At 42.0% G+C, this 18,185-nt stretch carries 20 protein-coding genes; 17 read left to right on the forward strand and 3 right to left on the reverse strand.

Annotated elements, in window-relative coordinates; all coding sequences use genetic code 11:
- Positions 1-50: 50 nt before the first annotated feature.
- The 16 genes from R8G66_25890 (at position 51) to R8G66_25965 (ending at position 12,265) form a co-directional block, all read left to right on the forward strand.
- A complete protein-coding gene (locus tag R8G66_25890; protein MDW3195832.1) occupies positions 51-629 on the forward strand; it encodes a sigma-70 family RNA polymerase sigma factor in 579 nt (192 codons plus the stop codon).
- Positions 616-813: a hypothetical protein gene (locus tag R8G66_25895; GenBank protein MDW3195833.1), complete on the forward strand. Its 198-nt coding sequence runs from the start codon at positions 616-618 to the stop codon at positions 811-813. Before R8G66_25890 ends, R8G66_25895 begins: the two co-directional genes overlap by 14 nt.
- Positions 814-1,099: 286 nt before the next feature.
- Positions 1,100-1,264 (forward strand): hypothetical protein, encoded by a 165-nt coding sequence (locus R8G66_25900; protein MDW3195834.1) that lies wholly within the window; start codon positions 1,100-1,102, stop codon positions 1,262-1,264.
- 2 nt (positions 1,265-1,266) lie between these two features.
- Positions 1,267-1,707 (forward strand): DUF2141 domain-containing protein, encoded by a 441-nt coding sequence (locus tag R8G66_25905; protein ID MDW3195835.1) that lies wholly within the window; start codon positions 1,267-1,269, stop codon positions 1,705-1,707.
- Positions 1,708-1,787: 80 nt separating this feature from the next.
- A complete protein-coding gene (locus R8G66_25910) occupies positions 1,788-2,840 on the forward strand; it encodes a hypothetical protein (GenBank protein MDW3195836.1) in 1,053 nt (350 codons plus the stop codon).
- Positions 2,837-3,757, forward strand: a complete 921-nt coding sequence (locus R8G66_25915; protein MDW3195837.1) for an isoaspartyl peptidase/L-asparaginase — start codon at positions 2,837-2,839, stop codon at positions 3,755-3,757. The genes R8G66_25910 and R8G66_25915 overlap by 4 nt, the downstream gene beginning before the upstream one ends.
- 36 nt (positions 3,758-3,793) lie before the next feature.
- Positions 3,794-4,423: a 2OG-Fe(II) oxygenase gene (locus R8G66_25920; protein ID MDW3195838.1), complete on the forward strand. Its 630-nt coding sequence runs from the start codon at positions 3,794-3,796 to the stop codon at positions 4,421-4,423.
- Positions 4,424-4,479: 56 nt separating this feature from the next.
- Positions 4,480-5,007, forward strand: coding sequence for a hypothetical protein (locus tag R8G66_25925; protein MDW3195839.1), 528 nt, complete (start codon positions 4,480-4,482; stop codon positions 5,005-5,007).
- A 160-nt stretch (positions 5,008-5,167) separates the two neighbouring features.
- Positions 5,168-5,584 (forward strand): hypothetical protein, encoded by a 417-nt coding sequence (locus R8G66_25930; protein MDW3195840.1) that lies wholly within the window; start codon positions 5,168-5,170, stop codon positions 5,582-5,584.
- Positions 5,585-5,801: 217 nt separating this feature from the next.
- Positions 5,802-6,485: a hypothetical protein gene (locus R8G66_25935; GenBank protein ID MDW3195841.1), complete on the forward strand. Its 684-nt coding sequence runs from the start codon at positions 5,802-5,804 to the stop codon at positions 6,483-6,485.
- A gap of 44 nt (positions 6,486-6,529) precedes the next feature.
- The gene (locus R8G66_25940) at positions 6,530-7,111 is read left to right on the forward strand and encodes a hypothetical protein (protein MDW3195842.1); all 582 of its coding nucleotides are present in this window, start codon (positions 6,530-6,532) and stop codon (positions 7,109-7,111) included.
- The gene (locus tag R8G66_25945) at positions 7,086-7,694 is read left to right on the forward strand and encodes a hypothetical protein (GenBank protein ID MDW3195843.1); all 609 of its coding nucleotides are present in this window, start codon (positions 7,086-7,088) and stop codon (positions 7,692-7,694) included. The genes R8G66_25940 and R8G66_25945 overlap by 26 nt, the downstream gene beginning before the upstream one ends.
- 850 nt (positions 7,695-8,544) lie before the next feature.
- Positions 8,545-9,021, forward strand: coding sequence for a hypothetical protein (locus tag R8G66_25950; GenBank protein MDW3195844.1), 477 nt, complete (start codon positions 8,545-8,547; stop codon positions 9,019-9,021).
- Positions 9,018-9,428, forward strand: coding sequence for an antibiotic biosynthesis monooxygenase family protein (locus tag R8G66_25955; GenBank protein MDW3195845.1), 411 nt, complete (start codon positions 9,018-9,020; stop codon positions 9,426-9,428). The genes R8G66_25950 and R8G66_25955 overlap by 4 nt, the downstream gene beginning before the upstream one ends.
- Before the next feature lie 109 nt (positions 9,429-9,537).
- Positions 9,538-9,993 (forward strand): (2Fe-2S)-binding protein, encoded by a 456-nt coding sequence (locus tag R8G66_25960; protein MDW3195846.1) that lies wholly within the window; start codon positions 9,538-9,540, stop codon positions 9,991-9,993.
- Positions 9,994-10,003: 10 nt separating this feature from the next.
- On the forward strand, positions 10,004-12,265 hold the full coding sequence (locus R8G66_25965; GenBank protein ID MDW3195847.1) for a molybdopterin cofactor-binding domain-containing protein: 2,262 nt from the start codon (positions 10,004-10,006) through the stop codon (positions 12,263-12,265).
- A gap of 261 nt (positions 12,266-12,526) precedes the next feature.
- Here the strand turns inward: R8G66_25965 and R8G66_25970 are convergent, their stop codons facing one another.
- The gene (locus tag R8G66_25970) at positions 12,527-13,387 is read right to left on the reverse strand and encodes a hypothetical protein (GenBank protein ID MDW3195848.1); all 861 of its coding nucleotides are present in this window, start codon (positions 13,385-13,387) and stop codon (positions 12,527-12,529) included.
- On the reverse strand, positions 13,374-14,927 hold the full coding sequence (locus tag R8G66_25975; protein ID MDW3195849.1) for a hypothetical protein: 1,554 nt from the start codon (positions 14,925-14,927) through the stop codon (positions 13,374-13,376). The genes R8G66_25970 and R8G66_25975 overlap by 14 nt, the downstream gene beginning before the upstream one ends.
- A gap of 1,345 nt (positions 14,928-16,272) precedes the next feature.
- Here R8G66_25975 and R8G66_25980 point away from each other — a divergent pair.
- Complete coding sequence (locus R8G66_25980; GenBank protein MDW3195850.1) at positions 16,273-16,725, forward strand: helix-turn-helix transcriptional regulator; 453 nt, start codon at positions 16,273-16,275, stop codon at positions 16,723-16,725.
- 2 nt (positions 16,726-16,727) lie between these two features.
- Here the strand turns inward: R8G66_25980 and R8G66_25985 are convergent, their stop codons facing one another.
- Complete coding sequence (locus tag R8G66_25985; GenBank protein MDW3195851.1) at positions 16,728-18,050, reverse strand: hypothetical protein; 1,323 nt, start codon at positions 18,048-18,050, stop codon at positions 16,728-16,730.
- Positions 18,051-18,185: the final 135 nt, after the last annotated feature.

Here is an 18,185-nt window from a genome sequence, read left to right on the forward strand (position 1 = left end):
ATTGAATCAGGCCTCATTTTTTCATGCTAAGAACACATATCATTCCGTAGATGGAGCAGATTGTAGATAGGCAAGCGCTTCGAAAGTTATCTGATGAAGAGATTGTGAATCTCATCGTGGAACACAATCGTACGGACCTATTCGAAGTAATCTATGATCGATATGCACTCAGGATTTATCAAAAATGTCTCAGTTTCACCAGGGATGATTATGAGGCCAAAGATGTAGCGCACGATGTGATCGTGAAGCTTTTTCTCCAGTTGACCAAATTCGGTGGCAAATCGAAGTTTTCAACATGGGTTTACAAGGTGGCATATAATCATTGTGTAGATTATCAGGCCATTAGGAAAAAGAAGCTATCTCTGTCTGAAGAACTGGCGTTGGAAGCAGGCAAATCGGAGCCTTCTGATGTCCCGGAGGATAGCGAATTGATGGAACTTAGTATTGATACGCTGACCGCATTGATGGAGCAGCTCACCCCGGCGGAGAAATCAATAATTTTAATGAAATATCAAGATGGGTTATCCATTAAGGAGATTGCTTCGTTAACACAAGCAGGAGAGAGTTCTGTGAAAATGAAACTCAAGCGAACAAAAGCAAAGCTGATAGCACTTTATGGCAGACGGTAACAAAGAAGAAAACCCCTTTGAAAACCTGAACCAGGTTGAGGAGGTCCCTTCGGAGCTGAAGGAAGAAGTCATGAGTACGATAGAGAACGAATTGACTGACGAAGAGGGGAATATCGTACCCGATGCCGATAAGAAAGTAAACGATAGTCAGCGCAAGCCATTGGATTCAAAATCTGAGGAATAACCAAAATTCCAACGCACAGTGATTTACTAAAACAACTAAGACTCCTTCGAACTGGCTTTCTGGTCATTCGACCTCAAGTCTCAAAAAAATCTTTTTACAAGTGTGACTTTTTGAGAAATCTCAGTCTAATAGAAACCTAAATCTATGTGAAAGAGAAATAGGTGCTGGAGGTAAATAAATTTAGTGGTAGCGGTGAGATTCCCAAATTAAGGCTCCAGCATAGACAAGGTCGCTGTGGTTTGCGGCCCTGTCTCTTTTCATTTTGAAGCCCAAATGACCCAACCTGATGGAAGCCTATTTTAATCAATGGAGTGATCAGCCGGTGGAGTACATCCAACTGCGGTCTAATCTTTTTGCCACTTATGAAGATGGAAAAAAGAAACTGGAATTGATGATTTCGCCATCTACTGGCCATCAACGAATGTATGAAATTGTGCTTTATCTGAACTAGTAATGCGATATGTGTTGTTGAGCATCGTTTTGCTGAACCTCATGGGGTTCAAGGCTAAGGAGCGGGGAATCCTTACGCTTCATCTGGAAAACATTCGTTCAACCAAAGGGAACATTCTTGTAGGGATTTATAAGGACCAGGAAAGTTGGTCCAAAAGAACACCATTTCTGGAGTATACCTTCAGCAAGACAAATATGATCGAAGGCAGACTTACACTGACTTTGACCAACATGGAGCCTGGGCTATATGGCCTGGCCTTGTTGGATGACGCGAATGGCAATGAAATTGTGGACATGGGAATGATCTTTCCGAAAGAAGGATTTGGTTTTTCTGATTACTATCATCGATCATTCCTCCCTCCACGTTTCCGGGATTTCACGTTCATTTATCCAGAGAAACAAAACGTCAACGTAAAGTTTCGCTATCTCAACAAGGACTCCTGAGTCCTATTCCTATCATCCATGGAATGCTCATCAACTATAGTGATCAAACCACACTTTTTAGACCTCTTAAACCTAAATCAATGAAAAAACTGTACCGGGGGTTCAGGCTGCCGAGTGCGGCCTACCCCGTGCCGAGAAAAGCGCTGAAAGGCTATATTGAAATCGACCGACCCCCTCAAATTGGAGACTTGCTCTATGGTCAGGTTGAGACCATTAGTCAGCATGATTCATTAGAAAACAGTTCGGGAAGGATTCACACCATTCATCCTGGAACTAAAGCCGTATTCATCTTTGGGAACAGATATGCACCGGATTTTTATGAAGGGGTGATCCCTACCGATACGGATTTTGAATCAGTGGATTTGTTGGCCAGGTCTGGCGTGGTGGGGCATGTGGTTTCCAAAAGTGGGAAGGCCATTTCTCCCACCGTAATTAAACCTCTGGGATACGTTTGCAATGCAGATGGAGAAGTGATCAATACGCGGCAATTCAACTTGATCAAACCAAAGAACGAAACTAAAAAATTCCCCAGGGCCAAGTTGATCCTTTGTGTAGGTACAGCGATGAATTCAGGGAAAAGCGCCGCAGCGACGGCCTGCGTTTTCGCTCTATCGGTAAATGAAAAAGAAGTAAGAGCTTCGAAAGTCACTGGGACGGCTAGCCTGAAGGATATCTTGTCTATGAATGACGCGGGAGCCACGCACTTTTCTGATTTTTCTTTCCTCGGTTACCCAAGCACCTATATGTTGGAGGAGCATGAGGTCGTTGATGTGTTCAATAAACTGGACTTGAAATATGCCAACAACAAAGACAACTATTGGATCGTGGAGTTTGCAGATGGGATCAACCAAAGAGAAACCGCTATGTTGCTGCAACATCCAGATATCCGGGATCGGATCCATAAGCTCATTTTTTGTGCAGCCGATTCTTTTGGAGCAATCGGGGGATTGGAGGTCTTGAAAAACAAGTTTGGCCTGGTGCCCGATGCTATTTCCGGAGTTTGTTCCAGCTCACCGCTTCATATCAAAGAATTGAGCGAATACACAGACATCCCCGTTTTCAACAGTCTGAATATCAAATCTGCAGAATTGTATAAGATTTTGAGCACTCCGCGAAAACGAAGATCTAAGTGAAGCCATTTGCGATTGCTATCCATGGGGGAGCTGGCACTGTTTCCAAAACGAAAATGACCAAGTGGAAAGCCGAGGCGTATGAACAGATTCTGAAGCGGGCCTATACCGTGGGATATAAAACCCTGGAAAAGAAAGGCTCTTCTCTTGATGCGGTTGTGGAGGCCATTATGATCATGGAGGATTCTTCACTTTTCAATGCTGGGAAGGGATCCGTCTTTGCCCACGATGGAGCCTTTGAAATGGACGCTTCTCTGATGGAAGGCCAGAAGTTAAATGCGGGTGCAGTTGCAAGCGTTTCTCACGTGAGGAACCCTATTCTGCTGGCAGCATGCGTCATGAAGAAATCAAGACATGTGCTGATAAGTGGGGAGCAAGCATTGACCTATGCCAAAGAAAATGATTTAAAGACCGAGCCGACGGAGTACTTCTACGACGAGTTTAGATACAAGCAATGGCAAAGGGCCTTGAAAAAGGATCAGGTGGAGCTGGATCACGATGACGAAAAGTTTGGCACTGTAGGTGCAGTGGCATTAGATAAGAAAGGAAATCTGGCCGCCGGGACCTCCACGGGTGGTATGGTAAACAAGAAATATGGCAGGATAGGTGACAGCCCTTTGATAGGGATCGGCACCTATGCCAACAATGAAAGCTGTGCAATTTCCTGTACCGGACACGGTGAATATTTCATCAGATCGGTAGTTGCTTATGACATCTCTGCGAGAATGTTGTATCGGGATCAAACCCTGGAGGAAGCGACACGCGAGGTGATCATGGAAAAGATGCCAGCCATGGGTGGTCGGGGCGGTCTGATCGGAGTGGATAAGCATGGGAATGTCGTGCTGCCATTCAACACCAAAGGCATGTACCGTGGCTTCAAGAGCTACAATGGAGATGAGTTTGTTGGGATTTTCGAGTGAACTGACCCGAAGAAGTAATGTGATTTATAAAATTGTTTGAATACGTACCATAGTTTAGAGAACTGGTTGTCCTGGGTGGATAAACTTTCTTCAGAAGATTATGTGGTTATTGACCACTTCCTAAGGCCGGACTTACACTTACAGGTTAGGGAATTCTTCCTCTCCAGGCTTGCATTATTTAAACAGGCGGGGATAGGTGCTCTCGACCAAAATTCCATTGACACGACCATTAGAGGTGACCAGACTTTTTGGCTTGACAATGTCAGAGATCAGGAGATCAATGGATTCTGGGATCTGGTGGATGAGATGATTCACGTGTTCAATAGATACTGCTTCCTTAGCCTGTCTGGTTACGAGTTTCACCTTGCGAACTACCCTCCGGGTGGTCATTATGCGAAACACCTGGATCAATTCAATGATCGCAACAATCGGATGATTTCAGTGGTCCTTTACCTGAATGAAGGTTGGCAACCCGGTGATGGTGGTGAGTTAAAACTCTTTCACGATAATGAACAAAGTTCAATTGTCACTCCAACTGCAGGTAAGTGTGTGCTTTTTAAAAGTGCCACCATGCCTCACCAGGTATTGCCTGCTCAAAAAGAACGAAACAGTCTGACTGGTTGGCTTTTGTATCAGCCCACAGCATTGGGTCAGTTTTTAGGGTGAAATGTGACTTCCAAGGCAATTTCAAGTCTCAAAGGAACGAAAATGTTTCAGAGAAGATGAATCGTTCATTAGTCACTACCCTCCTGATCTTGTCCACCTGGGGGTGGGCATTCGGGGCGCAATCTTCGGGATTGCCAAATGGTAAAGTAAAAAAGGCTTTCAAACAAATGTATCCGGTCGCCACCGAAGTGGATTGGAAAGAAAATGAAGAAGGAACTATCGTGGCTTACTTCGAAATGGAAGATGGAAATAAGGAGGCCTATTTTGACTCGCAAGGGAATTGGCTTCATACGGTGACCTACATCATCGACAAGGACCTTCCGAAGGGTGTCATTCGATATGTCAAGGAAAATTATGAAGAGGCTGCTATTTATGATACACGTAAATACCAGGACCCGGATACACCACTTGAGTTCAAGGTGATTTTGACCGTTGAAGACTGGGAGTACGATGAGGAGAAGGAAGAAGACCCGGAAGAGGAAGAAGTTGTGTATGACGAGTTCTCAGATTGGATAAGCTTTCTTGTTTTGTCCTTTTCTGAGGGAGGAAAGCTCTTGTCGGTAGAGAAATTCAAAGAATACTGAGTAGATCCATTTGACCTAAAGAGTCTCTATTCGAAAACTGGTTTAGCTTCCAGTTGTTTGGCCCTGGCGAAAAACGTCAGGGTTTTTTCATTACAATTATTTCATTTCACGTGTGACTTTTACTGATGTCGCCAGTCCAAATAAGACCACTATGAATTGAATGATGAGTGCCTACCTGGAATATGCCAAACTGATCTTATCGAAAGTAGCTTTCGATCAATATCTGTTTTGGAAGGAGTATTCCAAGTCTCAAAAGTATTTGAGTGGAGTAGAGCAAGAAGAATTAAGGACCTGGGTCACTGGCCGTGGTTTTGAGGCTAATTGTATGAAGAATCCATTTGTGAATGTCCGCTTAGACAAGGTCGTGACCATAGGTCCGGCCTTGGTTTATTCCAATGTCAAAAATACTTATTCAATGCCAGGTAACTCAGGGAAAAACAAGCATCTGCCAGTTGAGGAGGTCACCTTGAATACAGACCTTTTTTGTTTTGAACCAAATGGATGTCAACTTCTCTCTTCACAGAAGAAAGCTGAGCAAAGAAAGCGCGGTTATAAAATTTCACTCTGTTTGAATTGACAGGATATATAGCGACCGATATGAAGAATCGATGGGTAGTTTTTTGATCTAAGAGCTTCCACCGAAAACTGGTTTAGGTTCCAGTTGTCTATACCCTGACTCATGTGGTCAGGGTTTTGTTTTTGTATCGGGTGAATCGGGTTGTTGTCAGCTCCATTTAGCGGCGGATTTGTGACTTTTCGCCGGGTTTCAGGTCTTAATTGAAATTTTGAATGAGATGAAAAGGAGACCTCTATATGCTTCGATCCTGGTTGGATTAGTGTTCAGCATGATAATTGGTTGTACTGGCAATGATCAGAAAAGAAATGGCCGGTTATCAGATGCTTTCGGGAAGCTAGAAGAACTTGACTTGTTTTTTGAAAGCACAATAAAGCTCTCTTCTGAACGAAAGCTTTTGGAAGCCTCTAATCATATCGATCAAGCCATTTCATACATATATGGATTGAAAGTGCCAGGTGATACAATTCATAAGGAGCTGATAGAATATTTAACCGAAGACCTGAGGGATCTAAGCGATGGGTTGATCTCCGGAGGCGTTATTTCAGAGAACTCACTAAGGAGAACATTCGAGAGTATCAGCAGGTCCCTGGCGTCTTATCACTTGAGTATTGCAGAGGCCTATTATTTGGAAGGCGGAGAAAATCGTGAGGGATTGGATCACCTGATGTTGGCACTTACAAGGGCAAACAAATCGGCTTTCTATCATGGTTACACAATTCCTGAGGAAGATTTACAGGAAACCCGTGAGTTGTTCAAAGTCCTCAGGAAATCTGATAAGTCAAGCCCCCAGGTATGGAAAAGAACGAACGCAATCATCAAAAAACTGAACAAGTCATTGAAAGCTCATCGCAAGAAAAATACAGAAGCATATTTACTGCCTGTTCCTGGTGTTGATGAATGAGTCATGTTTGTAACTAATTGATAAACACTTACTATCTTCCATCAATGAGGGCGTTTCTGATATTAACTTTCATAGCTATTGGAGTTTCCTGTCAAGGTCAAACACTTAGCAGAAAGGATATAACAACCCTGGCTGATCAGCATCTTATCCCCGGAATTAATACGCTTAGGGACTTTTTGACTATTCCCAATTACGGACTCAATCAAGATCATATCAATCAGAATTTGGATTGGTGCAAAAGGGAATTCGAGCAGCTGGATTTTCAGACCGAAACACTCATTTCAGAGGGCGTCAAACATCTGTTTGCATTCAGGGAATTCAAAAAAGGAGCGCCAACCCTATTGTTTTATTTGCAAATTGATGGTCAACCTGTTGATACCTCCAAGTGGGATCAAGAAAGTCCCTTTCTTCCAGTGTTAAAGGAATGCCAGAAAGAGGGATGTCAGGAAATTAGCTGGGATAAACTAGATGACCGCTGGAATCCGGCCTGGAAAGTATTTGCTCGCTCAGCCTCTGATTCAAAAGAACCTTGCAGTAATCCTAATGCAGTCATTAAAGATCCTGAAGGAACGCAAGCTTGGGCGGCGGCTGTGGATAAGTGTGAGTTATCCGAAAAAGCCCAATAAAGATGCAGGGAAAAAGGGTGGCATCGAGTTGGAGAGGAAAAACGGGGATAAATCCCCTGAAAATCCAGCTCGGGCCGCCACTTCCTTTTACGCAGAAAGGCTTTGGAATCTGGCTAAGAACATGCTTTACAAGGATGTCTATCTCACCGAAAGGCAGGAATTGGCTACAAAAAGGTTACTTCGGCAGTGGTATGAACCTGTGAGTGAGAACCGCCTGACACGAGTCCATGAGATTTACACCGAGCGCATATTTCTGGTCAAGAAGTTTATCCAGAAAGACCCTGAGAATCGATTTGTACAACTACCTGACCGATATTTTGATCCAACGAACCGTCATGGCTTCACAGGAACCAAGAAGTGGTGGGAAGTACAGGAAAAGCGAAAACAAGAGGTGCAGCTCAAGCTGATTCTGAATGCTCAAATCCGGCGATACCTCAACAATGAGAAGAAAGATACGGCCAAAAGAAGACCCTCACTGGAAATGTATCGGGACTGTGAACAGCGAATTGGAAAACTTGGAGATCCGATGTTGTTGAAGCAATTCCATGCTTCGATACTCTCCAGTCATTCAAACCAAGGATAAGACTAATAATCCGACCTACCTACTTTTAAGTCTTGCCTTCATGTTCGTATACGTGTCGAAAAGCAGATTAGCCACTTCTCCTTGTAAGACAGGTATCTCAATAAATCCATTTTCCGACAAAATATTACTCTTCTTGAAAATTGAATCTGTTGTATTATTCGAAATGTTAATATGATAGAAAAAGCGACCAATAAAAAATACGTAATGTGCCCCTTTCGGATTTATTCCTTGTCTACAACGACAATTACCTTCCGAATGGATTGGGTCCGAAGTTCCGTTCGATCAACTTAAAATTGACCTACTGGTTTAATCCGTAAGTGATTGATAGCCTGACTGTTTGATTCTCGTAGGTTTTGGTTTGATTTTCGTTATTTCCATCTGATCTGAAGAATGATTTTTGCGGCGTAATGTCCTGAACTCTCTTTTTTAAATCCCTCTGGAGTCAGGAAGATGAATTTTTCAGCTTTTGTCACCCTGTCAGGACATTCCATTTTACCGACAAATACCTATTAACCTATCGTGATGATGACATTCGTTCAACGCTATCTGAGCATTGGTCAATCCAGCTCTGATATACCCGAATTGAAAGTTCGGAAGAGTTTTCTTGTTTTTCTAGCCACGTTCATGTCTTGTGGAGGCCTGATTTGGGGAAGCATCGCCTGGGTAAATGGCCTGGTCTGGCAATCAATGATCCCCTTTGGCTATGTGATTTTCTCGTTTGTGAATCTGATACTATTTGATGTAGTCAAGCATTTCAATTTTGCCAGGTTCTTTCAAATGCTTCTGAGTTTATTGTTGCCCCTTTCTTTTTCAGTGGTCTTTGGGTGGTTTTTTTGCTTCAGGCCTAATCATGCTTTGGGCCATTCTCGCAGTAACCTCGGCGCCTGCGTTAGGTGGATTCAAGTTTTCTTCCATCTGGATGGGATTGTTTATCGTGGGGGGAATAATCTCTTACTCCTATGATAATTTTTTCATTTCACATAAACCTGAAATTCTACTCGATCATTCCTTGTTGTTCCTGACACTCAATACACTGGTGATCTCCACCATCGTATTTGGATTAGTCATCTTCTATGTGAGCAGAAGTCAGGTTGCGCAAAAAGAAGCTCAACGTATCAATGATGAATTACAAAAGCTTTCGGCTCAATTGAAAAAGAAGAATCAACAGCTTGCTACTACCCAAAATGAATTGAGAGACAGTAATCTGAAACTAGAGGAAGCGAAAGCCAATCTGGAAAGAATCAATGAAAAGCAGCAACACATCAATCACTTACTGATGAAGGAGAAGGGATATTTAGGGCAAGGTGATAAAATGGATAGTGAATGAGGCAAGTATTAATGGTAAGTAGCTTAATCCTGATCGCGGCTTGTTCAGGTAATCCGGAAATAACAAAGTCTGAAAATGACTTGAAAGGGAAAGAAGAGGATGAGGATTTGATTGTACGATTTGCCAAATTGAAAATTGATTCTGCTCAGCTCGATGAATACCTGAATTATCTGAAAGAAGGGATTGAAACATCCATTGCTACAGAACCTGGAGTGCTGACGATGCATGCTGTCCAGGAAGAGAGAGATCCTTCGCAAGTTACTGTTCTGGAGATCTACGCTTCGGATTCAGCTTATCAATCACACCTGAAAACCCCTCATTTCCTGAGATACAAGGAAGGAACCATCAAGATGGTCAGGTCCCTGGAGTTAGTTGACCTGGATCCTATCGTGTTTGGTGTTAGATAGATTTTTGGTGATCGGTCCGTCAATGTGTGCTTTGTGTAAGCATCTGTTTGATTATCGTAAGGAATCCGCCCTCTGATCATTTAAATTGTATGTTCTTAAATTGAATGATATGGCTTCTTTTTCCTTGAAAATAAATGGCAAGAAACATCAAGTTGACGTGGATCCTTCCACGCCCATCTTGTGGGTGCTAAGAGATCACCTGGAATTGACTGGTACAAAGTACGGTTGTGGTATTGCGCAATGCGGTGCCTGTACGATCCATTTGAATGGCAATGCTACTCGCGCTTGTCAATTGCCTATCTCGGCCATTGGGACCAATGAAATCACCACCATTGAAGGCTTATCCGAAAATGCGGATCATCCCTTGCAAGAAGCCTGGATCGAGCATGACGTGCCACAGTGTGGTTACTGTCAGGCAGGCCAGATCATGAGCGCAGCTTCATTACTGAAGCAGAACCCTAACCCGTCAGAGGATGAAATTGCCTCAGCCATGCATGGTAACATTTGCAGATGTGGCACCTATACCAGAATTAAGAAAGCCATCCAAACCGCGGCTCAGGCCTAAATAGCACGTCATGACAGTATTGAAAACAAAGATCGGTCGTCGTTCATTTCTCAAGACCTCTGCTGCAGCTGGTGGTGGTTTGATGATTAGTTTCAGTTGGTTGGCCTCATGCTCAACAAAGCCAGAGAAAGAGGCCTTACAAATGCCCAAGGAATGGTTCGAAATGAACTCATACCTGAAAATTGGTGAAAATGGAATCGTTACAGTGCGGGTACCAAACCCTGAGTTTGGTCAAAACCTGAAGACCTCCATGCCGATGATCGTGGCGGATGAATTGGATACGGATTGGAAAAATGTCATTTCAGAACAAGCACCTTTCGATACCGATAAATACGTTCGACAACTCTCCGGAGGAAGTCAGTCGATCCGTCAGACCTGGAAGAGTTTGCGACTTGCCGGGGCTACAGCCCGACACGTATTAAAGCAAGCGGCAGCCAATGCCTGGCAAGTGCCTTTGAATGAGATCACGACGGCTAATGGACAATTGATGCACCAGGCTTCCGAGCGCTCAGCATCTTATGGAGAAATGGCTGCAGCTGCAGCACAAATCGAAGCACCGGAGGAAGTCACCTTAAAAACACCTCAGGAATACAACATCATTGGCACATCCAAAAAGAATGTGGATGCTGCAAAGATTGTCACCGGCCAACCGATGTTTGGGGTAGACATCAAAACAGAGGGCATGGCCTATGCGATGATCGTGCACCCGCCTGCCTTTGGTATGAAGTTGAAGTCTTTCGATCAATCATCTGTCCAGGATTTGCCTGGTATTCAAGACGTGTTTGCTTTTAAGACGTTTGAGGACGGCTATGAAAGAAACTACTTCGACACCAATACGCATAATGAAATGGTGGCCATCGTCGGGAATAGCACCTGGGAAGTCATGCAAGCCAAAAAGGCATTGAAAGTCGAATGGGAGGCGTTTGGAACACATTCTCATACGATGGACATGTTCGGGAGAAAAGTGGATATCACGATCCCTGGAGGCCTGGAAAGTTCTAATAGTCATCTGGCTGATATGCATGCCAAGGCTTCCAAGCCTGGAACGGAATTAAGAAAAGATGGTAATCCCGGTCAGGCTTTTGAGGAGGCCGAAACTATCATTGAACGTACTTACTCTGCTCCGTATTTGGCCCATAATACCATGGAGCCCATGAATTGCTATGCAGATGTCAAGTCAGACTTTGCGTTGATCAGAGGGCCGATCCAAGCCCCGGAATTCATTGAGAAGTCCATTGCTGCCCGTTTGAGATTACCGCTGGAAAAAGTAGACATTCAAATGGAGCGCATGGGTGGAGGCTTTGGCCGGCGTGCGTATGGCCACTACATGGTAGAGGCCGCAGTGATCTCGCAACAGATGAAAAAGCCAGTCAAGCTCATGTACACCCGTGAGGACGACATGACCTACGGTATTTACCGACCTACTTATACCGCTACCTATCGCGCTGCCCTGGACAAGGATAATAACCTGATCGGCTGGCATGTGAAAGGCGGAGGTATCCCGGAAAGTCCACTGGGAAGAGGAGCAGCCAATCGATTCCCTGCAGGAGCGATTGATAACTACCTGGCTGAAGAGTGGGCCTTGGATTCAAATATCACTATCGGAGCATTCCGAGCACCACGATCTAATTTCCTGGCAGGAGCTGAGCAGTCTTTCATGGATGAAATTGCGGAAGCTGCAGGAAAGGATCCCATTGCCTTTAGACTGGAGCTATTGAATAGAGCCAAGAATGACCCTGTGGGCAAAACCAATGATTATGAAGTAGATCGTTTGATTGATGTACTGGAGTTGGTCAGGGATAAATCAGATTGGGGGAATCCTAAGCCTGGTGTATCGCGTGGCGTCTCTGCTTATTTCTGTCACAATAGCTACGCTGCTCATGTGGTCGATGTGAAGGTAGAGCGTGGACGTCCTGTAGTTGAAAAGGTGACTTGTGCCATGGACTGTGGCATTGTGGTGAATCCTGACGCTGCAGCAAACATGGCCGAAGGTGCCATCATCGATGGGATTGGTAATGCTCTATTTGGAGAGATGAAATTCAATAATGGCGTACCTGAGAAAAGTAACTTTGATCAGTACCGTATGATTAGACATGCAGAAGCGCCCAAGGAAATCGATGTGCATTTTGTGCAGAATGAAATAGATCCGACAGGGATGGGTGAGCCTCCTTTCCCACCAGTCTTTGCGGCCCTGGCCAATGCGATCTACGGAGCTACAAACAAGCGTCTTTATCAACAGCCGTTTTTGGGTGAAGAGGTGAAATTGGGGTAGGCATTTAAAAATAATGAGAAGTCAATTGGGTTGGCTCCTCATTCAATTTCAACCTAGTTAAAAAAAAACTAGTATTTTAAGATACCAAGGCTTTTACAGAATCAATAGAAAAGACAAGGATTAGCCATTGGACCTTTAAGGAAATTGCTAATAGAAGAAACCCCAGGGAGTAGACTGATCTAACAACCAACTTTTATTTTTTTCTGTGTACGACTATAACCATTGAAATTGCTCCTTTTGATTCGGCGTTTAGATATTTTCTTACAGAAGTCGAAAAACTAATTCTTTATCATCGGTCACTTCCCACCTAATAGGGACCATGCATTTTACACCAACAGTTCCACTTCTTGCGGGCTGCCATTTTAACTCTTTAGAAATACGAATAAAGAAAAGTTGATATGAATCAGGCTTGTAGTGGTCCGATATTGAAGAAAGTAATAATTGGTTCTCTTCGGTTACCTCAAAGTTTTTGTCGGTCCTTGAAATAATATCCAAGACTTTTCCCTGATCACTTAATAAAATATTCAAGACACCTACAGGATACCCCTCGAGTTCATCAAAATTGCCTTTCTCTGCATTTATAATCTCTTCAATTTCGATAGGCTCAGCTTTGAATGGTGCGTCTAGCCGAGAATTATCTATCCAATAGTTCTGGAACCCAAATTCTTTCACAATTCGCAACAGGTTAATCTCTTCCGATGCTCGGCAATCATCAACCGCAATAAGACGAGAACAGATATTTATTATCCAAGTATTATCCTCTCGTAAGTTCAGGTAAATCAAATACTCATTTGATACCATTTTATCCATCCATTTCAATTTAAACTGATGATCGAAATATGCTGTAGGATGATCAAAAGTGAAAGTAAGGAGCTGACTTTCAACTCCTTTAATATTCTCTACCACTTCACTTTCTAGGATAAGCGTTTCATCGTCAAAATGATATGAATTGATCCGAACCCGAGCTACCCCGTCTGACATGATATAAGATTCTATTATAGCAGTGTCTTCGCATTCCCATAGGGCAGGTGAGTGATAACCAATTTTGATGCTTGAAGAAAATCCTGATATTGCAACTAGGAAATTGAACAACAGGAAAAAACAAATTCTAATTACACTCATAAGAACTGACTTCTAATCTCAAAAACTCTTGGGCATACCAGATATAATTGGTTTTTGTTGATGGAGGTAAGGAATCAAAACTATCTGTTTTGTCTAATCCTTGCCAAGCTAAAGCTTCATAAAATTCATCCCAATTCCATGAAGAGCCATTTGGAAGACTACTGCCAGTTAAATAGTTTTTTATCTGAGAGGACATTAATTCTGGAGCAAGCTCTTTTAAACCTCTTGCCATTTTATCCACGTAAAAATCAGACATATATTCATGTTGCCACGGTCCTTGAATTCCATAAGTCTCTATGTAACTCAATATAGCAGCAAATTCATTATTATGATTTACAGCATATTCAGCAAACTGATCAAATCCACCGGCTTCAACTACTTTGCTAAAAAGCTCCGCATGGATCATTTCATGCAACAAAGTTCGTGCTATATCGAGCTTTGAACGATTTAATTTTTGATCATTAAGACTAATAGTAATGTTCGCGCCTATCAAATCGTCACCTCGGTACGTGAACTCTGGAGCTGTATTGCCATTTGGGCTTCGGCCATCTTGATTTAAGTTTTTAATGTCCATACATAAATCAGCTATTGGTTGATCTCCCAAGAAGGCAGAAAGCGTTTCAAAGCCGGTATTATTGTTTTTCATAATCTCCCAGATTCCTTGGACACAATCATTATTCTTGAAAGCGGTCTTTTCACAAATATCCTGTTCCCACAAATCTGCAGGGCTTACGCATCGTTCTGAAACTGGATCATAAACAGTACCTCGACCACAACTAGGGAGTCTTGAAGGTGTTGGATCTGATGGAGGATTGCAATCATAGTTACTGTCGTAATTACATTCTCTTGCGTCTGGGTATTGATAAGGGTCAGTATCCGTACTGCCCGTTGACTCATTGATCACTGTAGTCGTACAAGTACTCTCGTATTCAATGTTTGTTACTTCACAAACATCCCCACTGCAGGCAATAGTAATCCACAGAGTAGTACGACAACTTATAATTACATCTTCAGCTCTACCGTTGATGGCCTGTGCTGTACAATCTTCATCGGTTGTGCCGTCTTTCATGCAAGAATAGCCAAATGGATTCCCTTCTAAATCGTAGTAGTAGATGTCACCAGTAAAGTAATTCCACTTTGCATGATCATATCCAATAGAATCATACCAGGCATGATCTGGCTTGTATTGCATTATATAAGCGTAAGATGAATCAGTAGATTCTGACATGATCAGGTTCGTGTATACATAGGGATCATCAGACTCAAATAATGCCGCATATCTGGTGGTTGAATCATTGCTGATTTTAGAGACTTCATCTGTGTTTAAAGATCCGAATTGATTCTCAACTCTTCCCCCGGAAGCACCATCGAAATAATTTGAAATGAGTGATTGAAGTTGTTTATCTTGATCTAAAGAAACAGTAGACCTTTCCCAGTCCTTTTGTTCTGGTAATTGCAGTTCAGGAACAGGTTCACAGCCTATGAATAGGAATGTGAGGACTAATAGATAGAATAAGTTTGAGGTTCTTAATGAGTACATAAAAAGTTGATTTAAAAAAGTTACATAAAATTGTTACGGTATTAGTGAAATAACTAGAGGAACTTCATGAACGTACTGAAATTCTTCATGTAGGTATCGAATTTTACAATGAACGTCATTATTAAGTCTTAGAAAAAACGGAATGAGGAGGGCTGAATACCATTCATCCTGGGAGGATAAATAACATTCGCCCATTTCCTCTGCTTCTGAAACATGCACCGCTTAACCAAGGCGCATTTCGTTTGAAATTCTATCTTTGAGTCGAAATAGTAACGCTTTATCGTAGAACTTAAAGAAAGTCGGGACACACGTCTCGACTTTGCCTTAGAACCAACGTCGGCCTAGTTGGCAACGCCTGACCGGCCGTGTTTACTCCGCCAAAAAGAACATACACCTTTCATTTAGTATAAAACAGTGGAGTGAACACTCCACTGTAAATACAACCAGCATAGACCTGTACCAATTCACAGGTTTATATTCATTCGCCACAGATCAAAAATGTCAGGTCTGAGATTCCCTCACTAAGAACCTGCCACCAGGCCTTTCATTTTTGTGAACAGCTATCGGCTGTAAAAGGATGGTAGTCCTATCTGAAAGCTTGGATTTTAATATTGTTAGTTATAAGGAGTAATAGGGGTAGGCCTAGTTTCCTACCCGCTATGGGTTCAGATAACAACACATGCTACATAGCCGTCACCTGTCTCAAATTAACCTTCTCCTTCATGCTTCAATTCTTCTCTGTCCATCTTGATTTCATAATACCTGTCTCATGAGAACATGTACCAGCTAGCCAAGGTGAATTTTCATTTGATATTCTATCTTCGAATCCAAACATTAACACTTCATTGTAGAACCTAAAGAAAGTCGGGACGTGTGCCCCGACTTTGCCATAGAACCAGCATCGGTATTACTCCGCCAAACAGAGCATACATCTTAATATTTTTCCAGGCGCAGCAGGGTTCTACATCTACTACAAATACAACCAGTATCGCTTCTGTTATGTAAACAGAAGTTTCGTTTGATATTTTATTCTCTGTAAGAAGTGGCGGGCTTACTCACTACAAACCCGCCTATTTTGAACCAGCTATAGGTACTGTCACATGGTTTGCCATCTGAAAACCAAGTCCTTACTGCTTCTATTTTCTAACGTTCCATTCAAGTTGCTTTTCTCAAAGCAATTCATGTCTAGGCACAAAGTTTTATCAACTCATTTCTCCGAATCATCTGGATATGAGTTAGTTTTATTTTCTTAGTACTTAGATGAGTCAAAGATGAATATTATTTATCAAAATAAAAAATATTCATTTAACGGATTCAGGTTTTTATTTTTGAAAGCACGATTTCATTGAACTACTTCCATAAGAACTTAAAAGAGTTACGAAAGTTGAAAGGGCTGAATCAAGAACAGTTTGCGCGGTTGTTCTTCTTGAATAAGGCTAATGTTCAATCCTATGAAATCTCTACCTTCCCTAAGATTGAGAAGTATCACGAGATTGTTGAATACTTCGATCTAGATGCTGTCAAGTTTGTGCAGTGCGATATGACCAAAGTCTCGGTCTTTAAGGAAGATAATACCAAACCAGATGAAGCAGCTACAGCAGATAAAATAGACCGGTGGACAGATCCTCACAATGCTAATAAAGATCAGTTTCAATACGTAAATGACCTTTCATTAGAAGAGTTGAAAAGCATGTATGTCCGTCACAGTATAACTATTAAGGAGTTGATGCACGAAAACCTAACACTGAAGGAGAAATATATCCAGTTGTTGGAGAAAACACAGGAGTCAAAAGAATAAAATCAGGATCGGGCTTGCTCTTCTTTCTCTACCTGGGCGATCATTTTGTCAACATCGATTGAGTATCGAAGCCCAATACGATTAAGTACTTTTACATGCCTTTTCAGATAGATGATGAGATCGTCATCCACTCGTCTTAAGCGTCGGTAGTGCTGCGCCAGCCAGATGATACCAATCAATAATATGAGCCCTGTAAGGCAGATAATAATGAGCCTTTGCCGTTCTATTGCTAATGAGGCTTGTAGCTCTTGATTCTCGTTCAATTGATATACTCTCTCCGCTTGATATTGGGAATGAAGGATTTTGAGGCGTTCGCTTAGCTCAATATAAGGCTTTGTGAAAACAATAATTTTTGATTTGATCTCTGCTATTTTTTCAAAATCTGACTGAGACTCATAATAAGATGAAAGACTTTCAAGTGCTTCAATTATCTTTTTAGTATCGGCATAAGCTGGATCGAGTTGAGAAGCAATCTCAAACATTGGAATGGCTTTTTCTAATTGATTTGAACGCTTGTAGACTTTACCTAAGTTCAAATAACTAGTGATCATAGTTCGTTTATCGTCTGTGGCTTTCTTATATGCAAGACCATTTAATAACAAATTGGTTGCCGTAGAAATATCTCCTTCCAGTAAATGAATATAACCTAGACTATTTAAACTTCGACCGATGAAAATGGAGTCCTTACTACTTTGAGACATATTCAAACTAGCATTGTAATATGTCTTAGAATCATTTAGCTTATTTTGATCGAGAAATAGAAGCCCCATTTCTAACACGGCATTTCTATGCTTCTTTTCAATTTCATGCCTCCTATAGTATTCCAGGCATATTCTCAATGACTCTTCAGCTTTTTGATATTCTTTATTGAGCCTGTAGGTGCTGCCAAGATTGTAGAAGGTCTTTATGATACTTAGGGAATCTAAGCCCTGAACAGACGTGACGATCTCATTAAAGTAATCAATAGCATATTCATAGTGATAAAGTGATTGATAAGATAACGCCAAATAGGTCAAAGAGGCATATTCTTTTTTTGAATCATTGATTTTCCTGAAGTGTTTTAGTGCATTGTAAAAGTTGATGATTGCATTCTCTTTATCGCCCAATTCCGAAAATTGAACTTTCCCTTGCCAATAGAACAATTCCGCTTTTTCTCTTGAAAGAAGGCCTTCATCGACAAGTTGACTTTTGGCCATTTCAAGTGCTAAGAACACATCGTTCTTTTTAGCACTATCTAAACGACTAATAAAATTAGAAGTGCCCCAACTCCAATGAATCAAAATAAGGCAGGGAATAAGAAATAAGAGTGTTCTTTTCTTGGCCATTAAGGTTCTTTTTAAGAATGGTCAGGATCGAGCAATTTCAATCTGAAATGAAAAAGTACAGCCTAATTCCCACTTTGCCAAATACTGGTTTCACAGTACAGGGGGCAGAGTGGTTCTCGGCCCCCAACGTATGTG

It is taken from the genome of Cytophagales bacterium, from assembly GCA_033344775.1.
Lineage (GTDB): Bacteria > Bacteroidota > Bacteroidia > Cytophagales > Cyclobacteriaceae > JAWPMT01.